This is a genomic window from Pseudarthrobacter sp. NPDC058196, from assembly GCF_042882685.1.
GTDB lineage: Bacteria > Actinomycetota > Actinomycetes > Actinomycetales > Micrococcaceae > Arthrobacter.
Window position 1 is genome coordinate 139,022 of sequence record NZ_JBHVVN010000008.1, and the last position, 18,841, is coordinate 157,862.

Annotated in this window: 19 protein-coding genes and 3 tRNA genes; 4 read left to right on the forward strand and 18 right to left on the reverse strand. The window is 67.4% G+C overall.

What is annotated here, in order from left to right; genetic code table 11:
- Nucleotides 1-73: 73 nt before the first annotated feature.
- Nucleotides 74-910, reverse strand: coding sequence for a translation elongation factor Ts (tsf, locus tag ACFVVC_RS13225; protein ID WP_018763429.1), 837 nt, complete (start codon nt 908-910; stop codon nt 74-76).
- A gap of 129 nt (nt 911-1,039) precedes the next feature.
- Nucleotides 1,040-1,924: a 30S ribosomal protein S2 gene (gene rpsB, locus ACFVVC_RS13230; protein WP_387453813.1), complete on the reverse strand. Its 885-nt coding sequence runs from the start codon at nt 1,922-1,924 to the stop codon at nt 1,040-1,042.
- Nucleotides 1,925-2,374: 450 nt separating this feature from the next.
- On the opposite strand from rpsB, the gene ACFVVC_RS13235 reads away from it, so the two are divergent.
- Nucleotides 2,375-2,962, forward strand: a complete 588-nt coding sequence (locus tag ACFVVC_RS13235; protein WP_387453815.1) for a M23 family metallopeptidase — start codon at nt 2,375-2,377, stop codon at nt 2,960-2,962.
- A 25-nt stretch (nt 2,963-2,987) separates the two neighbouring features.
- On the opposite strand, the gene ACFVVC_RS13240 is transcribed toward ACFVVC_RS13235, so the two are convergent.
- The 6 genes from ACFVVC_RS13240 to ACFVVC_RS13265 all read right to left on the reverse strand — a co-directional run bounded on the left by ACFVVC_RS13240 (nt 2,988) and on the right by ACFVVC_RS13265 (nt 8,231).
- Nucleotides 2,988-4,178 carry an acyl-CoA dehydrogenase family protein gene (locus ACFVVC_RS13240; protein WP_387453818.1) on the reverse strand — a complete coding sequence of 397 codons (1,191 nt, stop codon included), beginning with the start codon at nt 4,176-4,178 and terminating at the stop codon, nt 2,988-2,990.
- A 142-nt stretch (nt 4,179-4,320) separates the two neighbouring features.
- Nucleotides 4,321-4,394: transfer RNA gene (locus tag ACFVVC_RS13245), tRNA-Ile, on the reverse strand.
- A 74-nt stretch (nt 4,395-4,468) separates the two neighbouring features.
- Nucleotides 4,469-5,665: a glycosyltransferase gene (locus ACFVVC_RS13250; RefSeq protein WP_387453821.1), complete on the reverse strand. Its 1,197-nt coding sequence runs from the start codon at nt 5,663-5,665 to the stop codon at nt 4,469-4,471.
- 113 nt (nt 5,666-5,778) lie between these two features.
- Nucleotides 5,779-6,687: a DMT family transporter gene (locus ACFVVC_RS13255; protein ID WP_387453824.1), complete on the reverse strand. Its 909-nt coding sequence runs from the start codon at nt 6,685-6,687 to the stop codon at nt 5,779-5,781.
- Nucleotides 6,687-7,310, reverse strand: coding sequence for a CDP-alcohol phosphatidyltransferase family protein (locus tag ACFVVC_RS13260; RefSeq protein ID WP_387453827.1), 624 nt, complete (start codon nt 7,308-7,310; stop codon nt 6,687-6,689). The genes ACFVVC_RS13255 and ACFVVC_RS13260 overlap by 1 nt, the downstream gene beginning before the upstream one ends.
- A 63-nt stretch (nt 7,311-7,373) precedes the next feature.
- On the reverse strand, nt 7,374-8,231 hold the full coding sequence (locus ACFVVC_RS13265) for a phage holin family protein (protein WP_387453830.1): 858 nt from the start codon (nt 8,229-8,231) through the stop codon (nt 7,374-7,376).
- 181 nt (nt 8,232-8,412) lie between these two features.
- Between ACFVVC_RS13265 and ACFVVC_RS13270 the strand changes: the two genes are divergently transcribed.
- From ACFVVC_RS13270 to ACFVVC_RS13280, 3 genes are all read left to right on the forward strand, one after another.
- Nucleotides 8,413-9,636, forward strand: a complete 1,224-nt coding sequence (locus ACFVVC_RS13270; protein ID WP_387453833.1) for a multidrug effflux MFS transporter — start codon at nt 8,413-8,415, stop codon at nt 9,634-9,636.
- 22 nt (nt 9,637-9,658) lie between these two features.
- A complete protein-coding gene (locus ACFVVC_RS13275) occupies nt 9,659-9,838 on the forward strand; it encodes a glycine zipper 2TM domain-containing protein (RefSeq protein WP_387453836.1) in 180 nt (59 codons plus the stop codon).
- Nucleotides 9,839-9,903: 65 nt separating this feature from the next.
- Nucleotides 9,904-10,311, forward strand: a complete 408-nt coding sequence (locus ACFVVC_RS13280) for a hypothetical protein (RefSeq protein ID WP_285248156.1) — start codon at nt 9,904-9,906, stop codon at nt 10,309-10,311.
- 84 nt (nt 10,312-10,395) lie between these two features.
- On the opposite strand, the gene ACFVVC_RS13285 is transcribed toward ACFVVC_RS13280, so the two are convergent.
- The 10 genes from ACFVVC_RS13285 to dusB all read right to left on the reverse strand — a co-directional run bounded on the left by ACFVVC_RS13285 (nt 10,396) and on the right by dusB (nt 18,836).
- Nucleotides 10,396-10,468: transfer RNA gene (locus ACFVVC_RS13285), tRNA-Asn, on the reverse strand.
- 123 nt (nt 10,469-10,591) lie between these two features.
- Nucleotides 10,592-10,664 (reverse strand) — tRNA-Asn (locus tag ACFVVC_RS13290).
- 85 nt (nt 10,665-10,749) lie between these two features.
- Entirely contained in the window at nt 10,750-12,684 is a 1,935-nt protein-coding gene (gene dnaG / locus ACFVVC_RS13295; RefSeq protein ID WP_387453841.1) for a DNA primase, read from the reverse strand.
- Nucleotides 12,685-12,697: 13 nt separating this feature from the next.
- Nucleotides 12,698-12,958 (reverse strand): ferredoxin, encoded by a 261-nt coding sequence (locus ACFVVC_RS13300; protein WP_387453844.1) that lies wholly within the window; start codon nt 12,956-12,958, stop codon nt 12,698-12,700.
- Nucleotides 12,955-14,211 (reverse strand): NADH-ubiquinone oxidoreductase-F iron-sulfur binding region domain-containing protein, encoded by a 1,257-nt coding sequence (locus ACFVVC_RS13305; RefSeq protein ID WP_387453847.1) that lies wholly within the window; start codon nt 14,209-14,211, stop codon nt 12,955-12,957. Before ACFVVC_RS13305 ends, ACFVVC_RS13300 begins: the two co-directional genes overlap by 4 nt.
- Nucleotides 14,208-14,765 carry a ferric reductase-like transmembrane domain-containing protein gene (locus ACFVVC_RS13310; protein WP_387453850.1) on the reverse strand — a complete coding sequence of 186 codons (558 nt, stop codon included), beginning with the start codon at nt 14,763-14,765 and terminating at the stop codon, nt 14,208-14,210. The genes ACFVVC_RS13305 and ACFVVC_RS13310 overlap by 4 nt, the downstream gene beginning before the upstream one ends.
- Nucleotides 14,758-15,894, reverse strand: coding sequence for an FAD:protein FMN transferase (locus ACFVVC_RS13315; protein ID WP_387453853.1), 1,137 nt, complete (start codon nt 15,892-15,894; stop codon nt 14,758-14,760). Before ACFVVC_RS13315 ends, ACFVVC_RS13310 begins: the two co-directional genes overlap by 8 nt.
- Before the next feature lies 1 nt (nt 15,895).
- Complete coding sequence (locus tag ACFVVC_RS13320) at nt 15,896-16,210, reverse strand: hypothetical protein (RefSeq protein WP_387453856.1); 315 nt, start codon at nt 16,208-16,210, stop codon at nt 15,896-15,898.
- A 123-nt stretch (nt 16,211-16,333) separates the two neighbouring features.
- Nucleotides 16,334-17,674, reverse strand: coding sequence for a deoxyguanosinetriphosphate triphosphohydrolase (locus ACFVVC_RS13325; protein WP_387453859.1), 1,341 nt, complete (start codon nt 17,672-17,674; stop codon nt 16,334-16,336).
- Complete coding sequence (gene dusB / locus ACFVVC_RS13330) at nt 17,658-18,836, reverse strand: tRNA dihydrouridine synthase DusB (RefSeq protein WP_387453862.1); 1,179 nt, start codon at nt 18,834-18,836, stop codon at nt 17,658-17,660. Before dusB ends, ACFVVC_RS13325 begins: the two co-directional genes overlap by 17 nt.
- Nucleotides 18,837-18,841: the final 5 nt, after the last annotated feature.

The following is an 18,841-nucleotide window of genomic DNA, read 5'->3' on the forward strand; positions in this document are numbered from 1 at the left end:
CCGCTGCGATTCCAGCGGATTGGGCGCATGCAAAAGGGGCGGCCACCGAAGTGGCCACCCCTTGCAGTTTCGACTAGGAGCCGACGCGGAAACGCGTGAACGCAGTTCCCTTGACACCGGCCTCTTCGAGGATTTGTGCCACGGACTTCTTGGCGTCCTTCGCGAATGCCTGGTCAACCAGGACCTCGCCCTTGTAGAAGCCCGTCACGCGGCCTTCAACAATCTTGGTGAGGGCTGCCTCGGGCTTGCCTTCAGCCTTGGCGGTCTCCTCGGCGATGCGGCGCTCGGACTCAACGAGATCGGCGGGAACGTCCTCACGGGTGAGGTAGTTCGGAGCCATCGCGGCGATGTGGACGGCGACGTCGTGGGCAGCGGTGGCTGCGGCTTCGCCTTCACCGTCAACGGCGAACAGCACGCCGACCTGGGCCGGAAGGTCCTTGGAGGTCTTGTGCAGGTAAGCGTCGACCGTTGCACCCTCGATGCGGGAGATGCGGCGAACCACAACCTTCTCGCCCAGGATGGCGCCCTCTTCAACGACGACCTCGGACAGCGGCTTGCCGTCGACGTCGGTGGCGAGCAGGGTTTCGAGGTCGGCAGCGCCGGACTCGACGGCGACGGCCAGGACCTTGTCGGCCAGCTGGATGAACTTGTCAGCCTTGGCAACGAAGTCGGTCTCGCAGTTGACCTCGATCATGACGCCGACGCCGTTGCTGACCTTTGCGGCCACCAGGCCTTCGGCGGTGGAGCGGCCTTCGCGCTTGGTAGCGCCCTTCAGGCCCTTGATGCGGATGATCTCGATGGCCTTTTCGGCGTCACCGTTGGCTTCGTCAAGAGCCTTCTTGACGTCCATCATGCCGGCGCCGGTGCGCTCGCGCAGGGCCTTGATGTCAGCGGCAGTGTAGTTCGCCATGTGAACCCCTCTGTCTAGAAATGTTTGGTGGTGTACGGACCGACAGGACGGCAGCCCACGGGTGTGGGCTGCCATCCTGTCAGCAGCTCCGCCTGAGGACAGGACGGAGAATCCGGATTGACGTGTGTGTTACTTGGCGTCTTCGGCGGGAGCTTCAGCGGCGGGAGCCTCTTCGGCGGGAGCTTCAGCGGCGGGAGCCTCGGCGGCCGGAGCTTCAGCGTTCTCGGCCGGAGCAGCAGCTTCTGCCTTGTTGCCTTCGAGGAGCTCGCGCTCCCACTCGGCCAGGGGCTCTTCCGGAGCTTCGGTGGTTCCGGTGCCGCGGTTGTTGCGGGCGATGAGGCCCTCGGCGACGGCGTCGGCGACAACGCGGGTCAGGAGGTTCACGGAGCGGATGGCGTCGTCGTTGCCCGGGATCGGGAAGTCGACTTCGTCGGGATCGCAGTTGGTGTCCAGGATGGCAACAACCGGGATGTTCAGCTTCTTGGCCTCGTCAACGGCGAGGTGTTCCTTCTTGGTGTCGACAACCCAGAGCACGGACGGAGCCTTGGTCAGGTTGCGGATACCACCGAGGTTGGATTCAAGCTTGGTCAGTTCACGCTTGAGGAGCAGGAGCTCCTTCTTGGTGTACGCGGAACCGGCGACGTCGTCGAAGTCGATCTCTTCGAGTTCCTTCATGCGCTGGATGCGCTTGGCGACAGTCTGGAAGTTGGTCAGCATACCGCCGAGCCACCGCTGGTTCACGTAGGGCTGGCCCACGCGGGTTGCCTGCTCTGCGATTGCTTCCTGGGCCTGCTTCTTGGTACCGACGAACAGCACGGTGCCGCCGTGGGCGACAGTGGCCTTGACGAACTCGTAGGCGCGGTCGATGTAGGACAGCGACTGCTGCAGGTCGATGATGTAGATGCCGTTGCGCTCGGTGAAGATGAAACGCTTCATCTTCGGGTTCCAACGGCGGGTCTGGTGTCCAAAGTGGACGCCGCTGTCAAGCAGCTGGCGCATGGTTACGACGGGCATTCCGACGCTCCTTATTTTCCGGCAGGTCATTCATGAGAAACCCCGAAGGCTTCTTACCCTGCCAACAGTTGACGGTTGATCAGCGCGGCCCGGACGGGCGTTGCTCCTGGCATCCTCCGGCCTTCCCATCAGGACGATAGCCCTGACCGCAGGAAGCCCGGTCCTCCAAGGTCAACGCCGTGGCGTTGGGTCCCGGAGGCCTGGATGCGCGTAGTCAGCCGCTGCTCCCCCACACTCCTGAATGAGATGTGCCGACGCAATCCGGACAGGGGCATGCACCGCGGGGGTGAACCACTGGGACGGGAAGCGTTGAGGGCGCAGCAAACTGCTCCATCAAGTGTACTACAGGGACCCATGCGCGCCGGACAGTCCAGGCAGTCCCCGGGGAGCTTATCCACATAGCTGTTGCGGGCCCTGCCCCCACCCTGGGCCTCGGGGCAGGCTGGTGGCATGAAACCACCCGTCCTCCTGGCCGCGCTCCTGCTGCTGCCGGCATCCCTGGCGTCCGCCGGGCAGCCTTCGCCCGGCGGGCCCGTTCCGGCCGGCGCCGACGACGCCGGCGGGCCGGCAGTGCTCCAACCGGGCAGCACGACGACGGCAGCCGAAGCAGGTGCCAGGCCATCCTGGCTATGGCCGCTGGCTCCCCGGCCGAAGGTGCTCCGGGGCTTCGACCCGCCGCCAAAACCGTGGCTCAGCGGGCACCGCGGCGTCGACCTTGATGCAGCCGCGGCCGGGACCGGCGTCGTCTCGCCTGCGCCGGGAACGGTGAGTTTCGTGGGCGTCGTGGTGGACCGGCCGGTGATCACCATCGACCACGGGGGCGGCCTGCGGAGCAGCTTCGAACCGGTGGAAAGCACACTGGCGGTGGGGACCCCGGTGGGTGCAGGCGAGATGGTCGGCACGGCGGTCCCGGGTCATTGCCCAGCCTCCCTGTGCCTGCACTGGGGCGTCAGGAACGGGGAGGAGTATGTCAATCCGCTGCAGTTCGTCCTGGACCTGCGCCCGTCCATCCTGCTCCCGCTGGCCGGCGCACCCTAGCCGGAGCACTGCAGCCGGCGGCGGATCACACGATGGCTGAGATGCCCGTGATGGCCCGGCCCGTGACCAGGGTGTTGATCTCGGCCGTCCCCTCGTAGGAGTAGATGGCCTCTGCGTCGGCGAAGATTTTGGCCATCTCGAAGTCGGTCACGATGCCGTTGCCGCCAAGGATGCCGCGGCCCAGCGCCACGCTCTCCCGCATGCGCGCGGTGGCGAAGGCTTTGGCCAGTGCGGACTGTTCATCCTTTGCCTCACCGTCGTCCTCCAGCTGCGACAACCGGACCATCATGCCCATGGAGCTGACCGCGTTGCCGAGGATCCGCACCAACTGGTCCTGGATGAGCTGGAAGGAGGCCAGCGGCCGGCCGAACTGCTGACGTTCCACCGCGTAGCGCCGGGCAACGTCAAACGCCGCCAACTGGAGTCCCACGGCCTGCCAGGCGACGGCCAGGCGGGTGACCTTCAGGACTTTGTTGACGTCGCGGAAGCTGTTGGCGTTCGCGAGTTTGAAGTGCTCGGGAACCGCCACGTTATCCAGGACGATGTCGGCGTTCTGGACGGTGCGGAGGGATATCTTGTTGTCGATCTTTGTGGCGCTGAAGCCGTCCAGCGTGGTGTCCACCATGAAGCCCTTGACCTGGTTGTCCGCCTCGTCGCGGGCGTACACCACTACCCAGTCCGAGAAGGTGGCGTTGCCGATCCACCGCTTTGCCCCGTTCAGGATCCACCGGTCGCCGTCTTTTCGTGCGGTGGTACGGGTTCCGCCGGCAACGTCGCTGCCGCCCAGCGGTTCAGTCAGGCCGAAGGCGCCGATCTTCTTCAGTGCATAAATGTCGGGCAGCCACTCGTCCTGCTGTTCCTTGGATGCCAGCAGTTCGATGGATCCGGTGAAGAGCCCGTCATGCACGCCCAGGAAGGTGGCGATGGAGGCGTCGGCCCGGGTGGCCTCGGCGTGCAGCATGCCTGCGAAGAGGTTGGAGTAGCCCTGCCGCCGGACGGGGCTGACCAGGTCCACGGCGGCAAGCTTGGGTACCAGGTCCATCGGGAACTCGCCGCGGTTCCAGCAGTCCACGGCGATCGGCCGGACCTCGCGCGCCAGGAAGTCCCTGACTTCGGCCAGCCGGTCCCGTTCCTTGTCAGAAAGGAGTTGTTCGAAGGCGAAGAAGTCGCCGTCGGCATAGGGAAGCTCACGGGGATCGGCTGCCGATGTGGGCATGGGTACCTTCTTTGGTGATCATCGCTGACCGGGCGCGGTGGCGGCCGGGTATGTTACTGGTCAGTAACATACCCGACGGTGCCCCATTAACCAAGAAGACCGCGGCCGACAAGGGTCGTCGGCCGCGGTCGTTCCGTGGCGGTAGGGCTACTCGGACTTGAACCGAGGACCTTAGGATTATGAGTCCCGCGCTCTAACCAGCTGAGCTATAGCCCCCAGCGGCCCCGGGAGCGGGCGCAAACGCCGCGCTCCGGCAGGGCAGAAACACTCTAGCAAACCCGGGACAGGGTTCAGACCACTTTGTCCTCGTAGGTGGCGCCGCGGTAGAGGTCCTCGAAGGTCTGCAGGGTCCCCTGGATACTGTGGGGCTCCACCATCTGCCGGCTCGCCCGGCCCATGGCGCGCCGTTCATCCTCGGGCAGTTCCAGGACCTGGGTAATCTTCTTGGCGAGATCGTCACTGTCGTTGGGCGTGAAGAGGTAGCCGTTTTCACCGTCGCGCACCAAGTGCGGCAGGGCCATGGCGTCGGCAAGGACCACGGGGGTGGAGGCGGACATCGCCTCCAGGGTCACCAGCGACTGCAGCTCAGCAGTTCCGGGCATGCAGAAGAGGTCTGCCGCGATGTAGGCCCTGCGCAGTTCTTCGTCGCTGGCCAGCCCCAGGAACTTCACCCGGGCGCCAAGTCCCAGCCGCAGGACCAGGTCCTCGAGGGCTGGCCGTACTTCGCCGCCGCCCACGATCTCCAGGTGCACATTCAGTTCCGGCGGAGTCTTGCCGATGGCTTCGATGAGCACGTCAACGTGCTTTTCTTCGGCGAGGCGGCCGGCGAAGAGCACCGTGGGGTGCGCGTGCGGCTCGATGTGCTCGCCGGGCTGCAGCTCATAGGCGGCGGAGTCTATGCCGTTGGACAGCGGCAGGACTTTGCGCAGGAAGGCGTGCTCGTGCATGGCCCTGGCGGCCAGCGGCGTGGGCGTGGTGACGACGTCGGCCTGGCCCATGACTTTGCCCATGTCCTTCCAGGAAACCCGGCCGATGATGTCCTTGAACCACTGCGGGAACGGCAGGAAGGGGTTGAGGTTTTCCGGCATGAAATGGTTGGTGGCCACTACCCGGATGCCGCGTTTCACGGCCTCATAGAGGACGTGCTCGCCGATCATGTAGTGGCTTTGGATGTGCACCACGTCCGGCCTGACCCGGTCGAAAAGCAGGCTGATTTCCTTCTTGATTTCCCAGGGGAAGCAGATGCGGAAGGTCTCGTGGGTGAACGCCCGGTGCGAGCGGAGCCGGTGCACGGTTGCTTCCGCACGGAATTCGGTGAAGCTCTTTCCCTTGCTGTCGCGGGACGCGAGGACGTGGACGCTGTGGCCCCGGGCGGTCATGCCCTTGGCCAGCCGGTATCCGAACTGGGCGGCGCCGTTGACGTCCGGCGGGTAGGTGTCCGCCGCGATCAGGATGGTCAGGGGGCGCTGGTCGGCTGGCGTGGTCATATGGAGTACTCCTGATGGTCACGGTGCGGGCAGCGTGGAACTGACAGCACGGTTGGCCGCCGGCGCGGGTGGCTCACGGCCTCGTGGGATTGCTAGGTATGTGCGGGAACGGGCTATTGGGTCGGTTTGCCGGCGGCCTTCCGCGCGTCCTTCTTGCGCTTGGTGACCTCCGGGTGGTGCCGGGAAAGGGCGATAACCCCAACGATAGCAAGGCACGCCGCCGTTCCCATCGCGATGGCCATGACGGCGTGGACGTCGGGGCGCAGTTCGCCCAGGATGATGACGCCGATGGCGATGCCCACCATGGGGTCGATCACCGTGAGTCCGGCGATCACCAGGTCCGGAGGGCCTGTGGAGTACGCACTCTGGACAAACCAGGAGCCCAGGCCCCCGGCGGCGATGATGGCCACCACCGAGTACCACTGCACGTTCAGCAGGAACAGCCCGTTGGGGTCCAGGAGGTGCTTGCCGATAATGCGGGTCAGGACCGCCACGAAGCCGAACAGGATACCGGCCCCGAGGATGTAGACGAACGCGTTCATGCGGTGCTTGAACGTCACCGCCAGCGTGCCGAACAAACCCACCGCGAGGGCGAGCAGCAGCACGATGGTCAGCTCGTCGGCAAGGCTGACGTGGTGGCTTTCCTGGGTCACGTTCACGGCAAGGAGGACGAAGAGCGCCGATCCCGTGACGCACGCCGCGATGGACACCGCCGTGGCCCGGTTGATGGTGAGGTCCTGGTCCCGGGCATTGACCACCGTGGTGATCACCAGGGCAATGGCGCCAATCGGCTGCACCACGGTCAGCGGGGCTGATACCAGGGCCACGGCGTTCATGGCCATGCCGAGGCACAGCAGGAGGAGCCCGAACATCCAGCGCGGGTTGCGCAGCAGGCGGAGGAAACCGTTGGAACTCAGCGCGAGCCCGCCGGTATCGGCCTTGACTGCACTCCCCTGCCGCTGGGCGCCGAGGGCCAGGCAGAAGGCACCCAGGACCGCCAGCGCGACGGCGAACCACACCATCAGCCGTTACCGCCGTGATGTTGTTCCGCTTCTCGGCCCTTGCGCAGCATGGCCCAAAAGTAGTTGTAGGCGGCAATCCAGTGGCCTACCAGGCCCAGTACCAGGACCACCCAGGCGGCAGCGAGGAGCTGGCCCGCGGCGACGGTGTCCAGGCGGGACAGGAGCAGCAGCGGCGTCCCCAGCAGGAGCAGGCCGGTCCTGACCTTGCCCACGACGCTGACGGGGAGGTCGGGATGGCCATGGAAGAGGGAAAGCGTGAGGACCAGCAGGATGGCGTCGGGGATCACCAGCGCGGCGAGGTAGAGCCAGTGCACGACGCCGGCGATCACCAGGGTGACGGCCACGGCAAGCAGGGCCAGCCGGTCAGCAATGGGATCCAGGACACGGCCGAGCTTGGACGCTTGGTCGAACCGGCGGGCAATGTAGCCGTCGATCCAGTCCGTTCCGGCCATGACCGCCAGGACGATCACTCCGGCTCCGTACTCCCGCTCGGCCAGGACCAGCCAAATGAAGAGCGGAACGCCCATGAACCGCACCACGGTGAGCAGGTTGGGGACCGTGAACACGCGGTCGTGGTCCACCTGGGGCTGGCCGGGGCGGGCGCCTGCACCAATGAACCTCACCCGTCCCCCTCTCCTTGCTGTTGCGCCGCGGCGCGGTCTTTCGGTTGTGCGTTACGGGCCGGTTCAGGCCTGGTTGGCGCGCAGGAGCCGCCGGAGCAGGACCACCAGCACGGTACCGGCAGCTGCAAGGGCGGCCAGCGGCTTCCAGCGGCGGGCCAGGTCCGCGGAATCGGCGACGGCGGCAAACCGCTGCCCCGCCGCGTCCGCGCCGCGGGCGGCGAGCAGCTGGCCCTCCCGGGCTTTGACCTGGGCCGCGGCCAGCAGGTACCGGCCCTGCGTCTTGAGGTCCAGCTCCGTGCCGAGTTCATCCCGGACCTCGGCGAGGTGGTGGCGGCGCTGGCTCAGCCGGCGGACCAGCTCGGGCTCGGAAGCGTGCGGGAACTCCTGGTCGTGCTGGGCAGCCTTGGCTTCCTTCTCGGCCTTTGCCTTGGCGGCGGCTTCGGCCTTGGCAGCCTTCGCCGCCTTTGCCTCCGGGCTGTCCGGATCCAGGACAGCGGGGTTGAAGGCGGATCCTTCGCGGGCGACGCCGAGATCGTACTTGATGCCGCGAATGGTTTCTTCCGGCACCAGCGGCATGGCTTTCTTGAACCTGGCCAGGCCCACAAGGCCGCCGACGAGGGCTATGACCAGGAAGGCGGCGGACACGAGGAGCGCTGCCAGCCAGGCGGGCATGATGGTGGCCAGGCCCATGATGGCGGCGACGATCAGGCCCACCACCAGGAACGCCACGAAGACCAGGGCGATGGCGAAGAATGCTGCGGCCACCCCCACCTGGATGCCTTTGCGCTTGAGTTCGATCTTGGCGAAGGCGATCTCGTCATTGAGCTGGCGTGGGGCCAACCGGAAAAGGAGTCGTGCCGTCCCCGGCAGCGCGCTGATGCGCAATCCGGGACTGGTGCGCCCGCTGTGACGTCCACTCATCGGTTCCGCCTTACTGGTCGTCTGGGTCGATACTGCCTGCGTTGTACTGCGGAAATGTGCAGCCGCACAGTCCACGCCACCCAAACTACCATTCAGGTTCAGGGCGAACTCCGGGGCGTGCCGGGCGGCGCGGCCTACAACGCTGAAAAAACCTCCCCCACCGGGCCTAGGATTGGTGACCGTGACCAATGCCCCCAATCCAGGCGACCTGCTGACCCGCCGACGCAAGCTTCTGTACATCCTCCTCCTGGGCGCCCTGACGGCCCTGGGTCCGTTCACGATCGACCTTTACCTGCCGGCTTTTCCTGCACTGGAGGCAAGCCTGGGCGTGACGGAGGCGCAGGTGCAGCTGACTCTGGCCGGCACCACCGTGGGTTTTGCGTTCGGGCAGCTGGTGGTGGGGCCGTTCAGCGACAAGTTTGGCCGCCGGACCCCCTTGATCCTTGCCACCGCCCTGCATATCGCAGCCTCCGTGGGTGCGGCCCTGTCCACGGACATCACCACCCTGGGGATCTTCCGTGTCCTGATGGGTGTCGGCGCTGCCGGTGGCGGCGTGGTGGCCATGGCCATGGTTCGCGACCTGTTTTCCGGTTATGCCATGGTGCGGATGTTTTCGCGGATGGCGCTGGTCAACGGCCTGGCCCCCATCCTGGCACCGGTGATCGGCTCACAGCTGCTGCTGGTCATGCCCTGGCCCGGAATTTTCGTGTTCCTTGCCACCTACGGAACCCTTGTCATCGTGGCCGCCCTGCTGCTGGTGCGCGAGACGCTTCCGCCGGAGAAGCGTGGCAAGAGCGGCATGACCGCCCGGCAGCGGTACAAGTCGCTCTTCAGCGACCGGATCTTCGTTGGGCTGCTGATGGTGGCCGGTTTCAATTTCGGCGGCCTGTTCACCTACCTGTCGGCGTCGCCCTTCCTGTTCCAGGACGTGTTCGGGTTCTCGGCCCAGCAGTACGGGTTGCTTTTTGGCATCAACTCCTTGGGCATTGTTGCCGGCGTCCAAACCAGTGCTCGCCTGATCCGGGTTGTCCCGCCGCAGTGGATCCTGGCGTGCGCCACGGCCTGGATGTTCCTGATGGCCGTGCTGATCGTCGTGTTCGACCGCATGGGGCTGGGCCTGTGGGGAGTGATGGTGCCGCTGTGGTTCTACATTCTGGGTACGGGTTTCATGTTCCCCTGCGTCCAGGTGCTGGCACTGGCCGGCCACGCCGCCCAGGCGGGGACGGCGGCATCGCTGCTTGGTGCTGCCACGTTCCTCATGGCCGGACTGATTTCCCCCGTGGTGGGCTGGCTGGGCATTACGAGCGCGGCGCCCATGGGCTCGGTACAGGCCGCGTGCATCCTGCTCGCCATCGGGGCCTTGTGGCTGGTTGTCCGCCCGCGCACGGTACCCTCAATCCACTAAACGTCGACCAGGAAGGCTACCGATGAGCCGGAAACCGCACCGCAACGGACGGGGACTTTTCCTGGGCGCCGTGCTCGGCGCCGTCGTCGGCTATTTTGCCGGCCGGGCCGTGGGCAACCCGGCTTGGGGCATCATCCTGGGCACGCTGGCAGGCGCAGCACTGCTGTACCGGCTCAACCCTGGCCACCGGAAACGGCGCTGACGGCCGGGCCCGGCAGCGAACGCGCCTCCCTGCCCTCCCGGGCCTTCCCGCGATAAAATATTCCCGTGCCCAACTGGCAGAACCAACCGCCACTTCCGGCCACATGGCAACGGTGCGACGCCCGGATCCTGCCACTGTGGTGGGAGCGCCTGTGTGCCCAGGCCGGGCAGCAGTCAGCGGCGCTGTACGCCGCGGGGCTGTTCACCGAGGACCGCCGCCGGCCCATCGCCCAGTGGTTCAATCCCGCCTTCAATGCAGCCCTGCTGGTGGCTCCGGAAACCTCGCCGGAGTGGCCGGTCCAGCGGTTCGGAATTTTCTACGCCCCGCCGGATGCCGGCTTTGTCCGGATCCACTCGGCCCCGCACGAATGGAACCCGCGCGAACCCCGCAGGTCGCCGACGGAGAACGAGGCCTTCAATGCAGCCATCGCGGAGGCCGAAAGATTCCTGCAGGTGGAAATGGACTTCGTCTAATCTTCCGGGAGCGTCCAAAGCTTGGTTTGCGGAAAGAAAAAATCCCTGTTCCTCCAACTGGAGGAACAGGGATTTTCCGTTGCGCTCCTCCTGCTGGACTTGAACCAGCAACCCTTCGATTAACAGTCGAATGCTCTGCCAATTGAGCTAAGGAGGAATGAAGCAGGTATGACATTAGCAAAGGATTCCGGCCCAAGGGAAATCGGCGGTTTGCCGGGCCTGAACACCCCGCGCGGCAAAGAAAAGTCCCCGTTCCGGAGGCCGGAACGGGGACTGTGCGCTCCTCCTGCTGGACTTGAACCAGCAACCCTTCGATTAACAGTCGAATGCTCTGCCAATTGAGCTAAGGAGGAATGAAGCGGGTATTAGCCTAGCAAACACCTGCGGCGGAAACGAAATCGGGGCTCTGCCCGGTGGGGCAACGCGCGTGCGGAGCCGCTACGCCTCCGCGCGCAGCGAGCGGCGTTCCATTTCCAGCATCATCAGTTCACGGTTGAGCCGCTGGTAGGTTTCCGGATCCGCGGCAGGATCGAGCCGCTGCAGCTGCCCCATCTTGTCCGCCTTGACCCGGGTGATCTGCAGCTCGAACAGGCGGGACAGGATGTCGCGGCAATACTTCAGCACCGCTTCCTCCGTGTGCGCGGGCAGCGGCACCACAGCCAGCTCCGAGACCAGCGGCCGGAGGGGTTCGGGAACTTCGTGCATCACATGTTCCACCCAGCGAACCGGATCGCCGGCAGCCTGTCCCGGGCCGGTGGCGCGCATGGCGTCGTGGACGGCCTGGAAGGCGGGCGTGGCGAAGCGGGCGGCAGCAAAACGGTCCCAGACGGCGCCGGCCAGCAGGGACGGCTGCTGGAGTGCCACCTCAAGGGCCTGGCGCTCCATTGAGGCCACCGGGTCCCGGGGGTCCGGCCGGTGGAAGGAAGGGACCGCGCCCGACGACGGCCCGGCAGCAACGCCCGGGCCGCCGGGCTGGGCGGCACCCGGCTGGGCGGGGTTGCCGGCCTGCGGCTGGCCGGAGGCGGCCGGACGTCCCGTGTCCCCCCGCTTCACGGCGGCGGTGACCAGGCGGAGGACTTCGTTGGGGTCCGGCATGCCCAGCCAACCGGTCAGGGCCTGGCAGTAGCCGGTCCGGGTGGAGGCGTCACGGATGGCGGCCACCACGGGCACGGAAGCTTTCAGGCCTTGTACCCGGCCTTCCACGGTGTCCAGGTTGAACTGCTTCAACGTGGTGCGGATGGCGAATTCGAACAGCGGCCGGCGGGACTGGATGAGGGCGTGCACGGCTTCGTCGCCCCGGCTCAGGCGGAGGTCGCAGGGATCGGCCCCCGTGGGCTCGACGGCCACATAGGTCTGGGCCGTGAAGCGCTGGTCTTCCTCGAAGGCGCGCAGGGCCGCTTTCTGCCCCGCGGCGTCCCCGTCGAAGGTGAACACCACTTCGCCCCCGGTGCCGTCGTCGGACAACAGCCGGCGGGCGATCTTGATGTGCTCGGTGCCGAACGCCGTTCCACAGGTGGCCACCGCCGTCGTGATTCCTGCAAGGTGGCAGGCCATCACGTCCGTGTAGCCCTCCACCACCACCAGCTGGCGGTCCTTGGCGATGCTGCGCTTGGCGAGGTCGATTCCGTACAGGACCTGGGACTTCTTGTAGAGCGTGGTTTCGGGCGTGTTGAGGTACTTGGGGCCTTGGTCGTCCTCGTACAGCTTGCGGGCCCCGAAGCCGATGGTGTCGCCGGCAATGTCCTTGATGGGCCAGATGAGGCGGCCGCGGAAGCGGTCGTAAATGCCGCGGTTGCCCTCCGAAAACATGCCGGTGAGCTTCAGCTCGGCGTCGGTGAAGCCGCGGCCCCGGAGGTGCTTCAGGAGCGCGTCCCAGCCTTGGGGGGCGTACCCGCAGCCGAAGTGCTCGGCTGCTGCCCGGTCGAAGCCCCGTCCGTGCAGGAAGTTCCGGGCCTCGGCGGCACCGGGCGTGAGCAACTGGGCCCGGAAGAACTCGTCGGCGATTTTGTGGGCATCCAGCAGACGCTGCCGCCGGCCCACCTCCTCCCGGTTGGGCCCGGTTCCGCCGTCCTCGTAGCGCAGTTCGTAGCCGATCCGGGCGGCGAGTTTTTCCACCGCCTCGTGGAAGGAGCTGTGGTCCTGCTTTTGGACGAAGGCGATGACGTCGCCGTCCTCGCCGCAGCCAAAGCAGTGGTAGCGGCCTACCTGGGGGCGGACGGTGAAGGACGGCGAGCGCTCGTCGTGGAAGGGGCACAGGCCCTTCCAGGTTCCCAGCCCGGCGCCTTTGAGCGTGACGTAGCCGTCAACCACTTCCTTGATGTCCGTGCGCTGGCGTACTTCGTCGATATCTTCACGTTTAATCAGCCCAGCCACACTGCAATCTTAGTCACCGGCCCGGCGTACGGCTTTCACTTGCCGGCGCCGAGCGTTCCTGGAGGCTGAGGGCCAGCTTGGGGCAGAGGACCACGGCCTCCAGGGCGGCTTCCCGGTCAGCGTCCCGCAGCGGAACGTCCGTGCGTTCGCGGCCGGACTTCCCGCGTGCCACGGGGTATCCCCAGTCATCCCTGGCCAGCACGCCGGGAAGCAGTTCGGTGCACAAGCCGCGGCCATCGCAGCTGGTCCAGTCGATGTGCAGGATGGCCGTCATGCCGCCACCCCTCCCGAGGCCGCGCAGTAGCCGGCGAGGTGCGCACGGAAGTCTGCGGCGAACACCTCGAGGGCGCTGCTGACCAGGCCGGTGGTCCCCTCGGGATGCCGGCAGGCGCCGCGGCCGGACACCAGCCGTCCCAGGCGGTCCAGTTCGGAGGCGAGGCGGGAGTTGCGTTCCCCGCCCGCGATCCGGTTGAGGACGGACGCCATGGCCGGCAGGCCGAACATGCAGGGTCCGCATTGCCTGGCTGATTCGTTGGCGAGGTAGGTGAGGATCCGGGCGGTCGCCCCGATACCGCAGGCGTGCGGATCAAGCGCATGGATCACGCCTGCTCCGGGACGCACCGTCCCGGCCACCGGCCCCACCGGCGAGAGCACATGCGAAGCGGGCCGTACCCAGCGGCCGTGGTAGCCGCCCACCAGGACGGCGGACAAGGGAGCCGGGTCCATCCCCGCTTCCTTGAGGACAGCGGACAGTTCCACCCCGCCCGGTACCTCCAGCACCACGTCCCGGACCGGGCCACGCCCGGAGACGGACACCAGCCGGGTTCCCGGGTCAGTCGCCGTCCCCGCTTCGCGGAACCATTGCGCCCCGTAGCGGGCGATCAGGGCAACCTGTGCCAGGGTTTCGACATTGACCACCAGCGTGGGCCTGCCGTTCAGGCCCGATTCGCTCAGGCGCCGGCGCTGGTCAACGGGCACCGCATTTCCGGTGGCAATCATGTTGACCACCGCGCTCGACTCGCCCGAGATGAACGTTTCCGGTGCCTCCACCACCCGCACCCGTTTGGTGCCGGGACGCCCCGCGAGGGCCTGCCGGACGCGGGGAAGGCCTGCTGCCGGCGCGTACACGTACGTGCCGGCGCCGCCGAGGGCTGATGCCAGGGTGAGCAGGCCGTCGATCACCAGGTGCGGTGCGTGGCTAAGCAGGGTCCGGTCTTTGAAGCTGAGTGGTTCGCCCTCGGCGCCGTTGGCGATCACCACCGGCCGGGCCGCAAACAGGCCCTTCCTGCCGGACTCCGCCGTCGCGGTCACCTTGCGCCACGTTTCGAACGCTGCCCCGCCCCGGCCGGTCAGCCCCGACGCCGCGAGTGCGTCAAGCAGCCCCGGTGCGGCGGCGTCCGCGTCCAGGGGGCCGAAGGTGCCCAGGTGCTGGTCCCAGCCGGCATCCGGGCCTGCCGCGAGGAGGCGCGGTTCCTGCCGGGCCGCATCCGGCGGCGCGGGCTGGGAGGTGTCTCTGGCGGGGCTCACGGGAGGTTTCCTTGCCTGGCAGCGGAGGTTTCAAGAAATGTCGGGGACAGCCGCCACAGCAGCGCCGCGGCCACGGCGACGGCGGACGCCGCGGCAAGCAGCAGGAACCAGCCGCTCGAGACGTCGGTTCCGTTTCCGAGGGCGTGCGCCATCGCCACCGGCCAGACGCCGTAGGCCAGCCAGTGGACTGCTTTGAAGGTCCGTTGTCCGATCCGGCGCCTCAGCAAACCGGTGGCAACCACGGCCAGGACCAGGTCAAGGGCCACCGTTCCCAGACCCTGCCAGAACGGCTGGAAGGAGCCCAGGAAGGGCACCACAATGTCCACCGGGTTCAGCTTGGCAAACGAGTCCAGCAGCAGGGAGCCCACGTGGAGCCCCAGGAATACGGTGGCGAGCAGGGCGATGTTCCGGTGCAGGAGGCTGATGGAGAACCGCGGAAGCACCATCAGGGGCCGGCCGGACCTGTTGAGGATTCCCAGCAGCACGGAGGCGGTGAACAGGGCCAGGGAGATGAAGCCGCTGACCCGGCCGAAGGCCCACATTGCCTCATCCATGGCGGTCACCCCCGGCCGCGCCGAGGCCGGCTGCCTGGCGGGGTGGTCCTGCCGGGTTTGACCCGGCGCGGCGGGGGCCTTGGCTGTCGGCGGGCCAGCCGCCCGTGGTGACAATCCGGCCGCGGCGGTCCACGAGCCGGGCCACGATACCTTCGGCGCGGAACCAGTCCACGGCGGCGTGGACGCGGATAATGGCGGCAGTGCTGTAGGCGTTGGCTTCCAGGCACGTGGGCGCGGCCACCGTCACGGATCGCCAGACGGGCTCGGCCGGGAGCCCGGAGCGCGGGTCAAGGATGTGGTGGACGCCGGTTCCCCGGTGCGTCCAGCGGCGCTTTTGCGTGCTGGACGTGGCCAGGGCATATCCGGATGCCAGGGAGACGTGCTGGGCGGGGTCGGCGGGCAGGTCCTGCACCAGGATTTGCCACTGGCCGGGTTGGCCATCCACGTGGGGTGCCTGCCCTGCGCTGGCCAGGTCTCCCCCGAGCCCCACGAGGACCCCGCAGCCGAGCCGCTGGTGTACTTCGGCGGCAGCGAGGTCCGCTGCGACCGCCTTTGCTGTGGCACCGAGGTCAAGCCGGAGTTCGGCGGGCAGGGTCAGGGTGGTGGAGTCAAGGCGAAGCCTGGTCCATCCGGGTGCCCGCGGCGCGGGCATGTCCGGGGATCCGGCCGACGGCGGCGCTGGAGTTCGAGCCGCTCCGTCGGCCAGTGCCGGGACCGGCACGCTGCGGAGCCCCGGCAAACCCTGCAGGCCGGGGCCGTGGCCCAGTGCGGCCAGGTCCGCTCCCAGAGTGGGGTCGACGTCGCCGCCGGTTATCGCCGCAGCGTCCAGGGCGCGTTGCAGGAGCAGCCGGAACATCGGACTGACGGTGACGCCCTGCGCCATCCGGGGTTGGAGGATCAGAAGTTCCGAGTCGCCGCGGAAGCGGCTGCAGGCGGCGTCGACGGCGGCCACAACGTCGCGGACAATCCGTTCCGCGTCGGCCAGGGCGCCGGCGTCGGTAACGGTGACGGAGGCCTCAAGCTCCCAGACTTTCCAGGTTGATTGCGCCGCCGCGCCGCGTTCAGCCGCCGCGCTGCCGGCCGGGCCGGAACCGTTCGTGCGGGCACCGTGTGTGCCAGGACCGTTCATCTCAGGATCCCGAGGACCTGCCGTGGACCGTGCCGCCGTTGCCCGGTTGAACCGGCGTGGTGCTGCCGTAGCTCTTGGAACGGCGCGTGCCGTCCTGCCGGCTTCCGTAGCCGTCGTTGCCGGAACCGGCGGAGCCGCCCGATTTCGGCGTGGTGCCCTGGGTGCTGTTGTCCGTGGCGGCAGTGGTCCTGGCGATGACGGAAGGCGTGGCGGCGTACACGGCGGCCGCGCTGACGCCGGCAACTGCGACGCTGCCCACGCCCACCGCCACGGTAATCCCGGTGGCGAGGCGCTTGCCCCTGCTGCGAGTACTCATGACCTGCTCCCGTGCTTTAACGGCCTGCCTTTTCCCCTATCTTGCCCCTCATTCCTGTGGAAACTCTTTGAGCAAGCTGTTGATCGATCGGGTGTTGGCAGGATCCGCCGAGGCCTCGCGGGACTACCAGAGCGAGGGCAGGCTCCCCACCAGGCGCTCGTACATGGCCAGCGCCGACCCGTCCGTCAGGGACGCCACCTGGTCGATGACCACCCGAAGCCGTGCCCCGTCGTCGGCAGCATCCCGCCAATCGGCGGCAAACATCGGTTCCAAGTGCCTGTCCCCCGTGGCGCTCAGGGCAGTGACCAGGGCGTGGAGCACTTCGCGCTGTCGCTCGTAGATGGGCTGCCGGTGTTCGGTGGTCATCACGAACGTGGTGGCGAGGCCCTTCATGACCGCGATTTCCATCACCGTCTCGTCGGGAACCATGAGCTCGGCGCTGTAGCGGGTAAGGTTTTCGGGCCCGTAGACGGCGCGGGTGGTTTCCAGGGCGCTCTGGCAGAACCTGCCGATCAGCTGGCTGGTCATGTTCTTCAGGGCCGCCATCGACTTGCGGCTGCCGTCCGCCTCACGCACCCACACGTCCGTGGCTTCGAGCCGGGCCAGGGCGGCGTCGATCGCTGCGGGATCGTTGTGCGGCAGGTACCACTGCTTCGCGTATCCCACCACGCGGGCACGGTGGTCCGGGTTGTCCAGCCAGCGCAACTGGAAGTGGCCGGCAACGATCGCGTCCTCGACGTCGTGCACCGAATAGGAAATGTCGTCCGCGAGGTCCATCACCTGGGCTTCCAGGCAGGACCGGCGCTCCGGGGCACCCTCGCGGATCCAGTTGAAGATGGGAAGATCGTCCTCGTAGGCGCCGAACTTGCTGGTCCGCTGGCCGTGGATCACCGGGGCCTCCAGGGCAGACCACGGGTATTTCGACGCGGCGTCGAGGCTTGCGCGGGTGAGGTTCAGCCCGGCCGGATGCCCGTCAACCGTGAGCACCTTCGGCTCAAGCCGGGTGAGCAGGCGGAGCGTCTGGGCGTTGCCCTCGAACCCGCCGATCGCGTGCGCCACCTCGTTCAGCGCCGATTCGCCGTTGTGGCCGAACGGCGGATGGCCGAGGTCGTGGCTCAGGCAGGCCGTGTCCACCACATCGGGGTCGCAGCCCAGGGCCCGGCCCAGTTCGCGGCCCACCTGCGCCACTTCCAGGCTGTGCGTGAGCCGGGTGCGGACGAAGTCGTCCGTGTCCGGGGCCACCACCTGGGTTTTGGCGCCCAACCGGCGCAGGGCCGATGAGTGCAGCACCCGGGCGCGGTCCCGCTCGAAGTCGGACCGGTACGTGTTCTTGGGCGGTTCCTCCACCCAGCGGGCGGAATCGTGCAGCTCGTAGCCGGGCAACGCGAGGGCCGCGGTGGGCGTGCCGGGCGCCGGAGTGCCAGCGAGCGGGGTGCTCAGGGAAGCCTCAGCCACCGGAAACATCCAGTTCGGCCGCAGCGATGTCCCGGGACTGATCGTCGTTCAGGGCACGGGAGTCGAGCCAGTCCTTGGGCAGGGCTGGCCGTTTCGGGGAACCGGCACGTCCCCGCGGGCCCTCGGCGTCCACCCCGGGGTAGGGCGAGTCCAGGTCCAACTCCGCGAGGGTTTCCCGCAGCACCTCCAGGCTGGTCACCAGGGCCAGCCTGGTGCGCAGTTCACCGCCCACCACGTAGCCCTTGAAGTACCAGGCGATATGCTTCCGGATTTCACGCAGCGCCTTGCCCTCGTCACCGAAGGTTTCCACCATCAGTTCGGCGTGCCGGTAGACGCCCTCGGCAACCTGGCGCAGGTTGGGCCGGTGCCGGACGTCGCTGCCTTCGAATGCTGCCTGCAGGTCGCCGAAAAGCCATGGGCGCCCCTGGCAGCCGCGGCCCACCACCACGCCGTCCACGCCGGTTTCGCGGACCATCCTGACGGCGTCCTCTGCCGACCAGATATCGCCGTTGCCCAGCACCGGGATGTCCGGCAGGGCTTCGCGGAGGCGGGCGATGGCGGACCAGTCCGCCTTGCCGGAGTAGAACTGGGCGGCCGTGCGTCCGTGGAGCGCGACGGCGGCAACACCGGCGTCGCGGGCGATGCGGCCGGCATCGAGGTACGTCAGGTGGTCATCGTCAATGCCCTTGCGCATCTTGATGGTCAGGGGGACGTTGCCTTTGGAGGCTTCCCTGACGGCGGTCTGCACGATCGCGGTGAAGAGATCGATCTTCCAGGGCAGGGCCGAACCGCCGCCGCGCCGGGTCACCTTGGGGACCGGGCAGCCAAAGTTGAGGTCGATGTGGTCTGCCCGGTCTTCCTCCACGAGCATCCGCACGGCGGCGCCGACGGTGCCCGGATCCACGCCGTACAGCTGGACGGAACGGACTTTCTCGTCGTCGTCGTGGGAAATGATGCGGAGTGATTCAGGTGTCCGCTCCACCAACGCGCGGGAAGTGACCATCTCCGCCACATACATGCCGCCGCCGTATTCACGGCAGAGCCTGCGGAACGCGGAGTTGGTGATGCCGGCCATGGGGGCCAGGATCACCGGGGTGTCAACGGTGATGGGTCCCAGCTTCAGGGGCGGGAGTTCCAGCTTGGGGGCGGGAGGGGTTGCTGCAACAGTCACCTGTC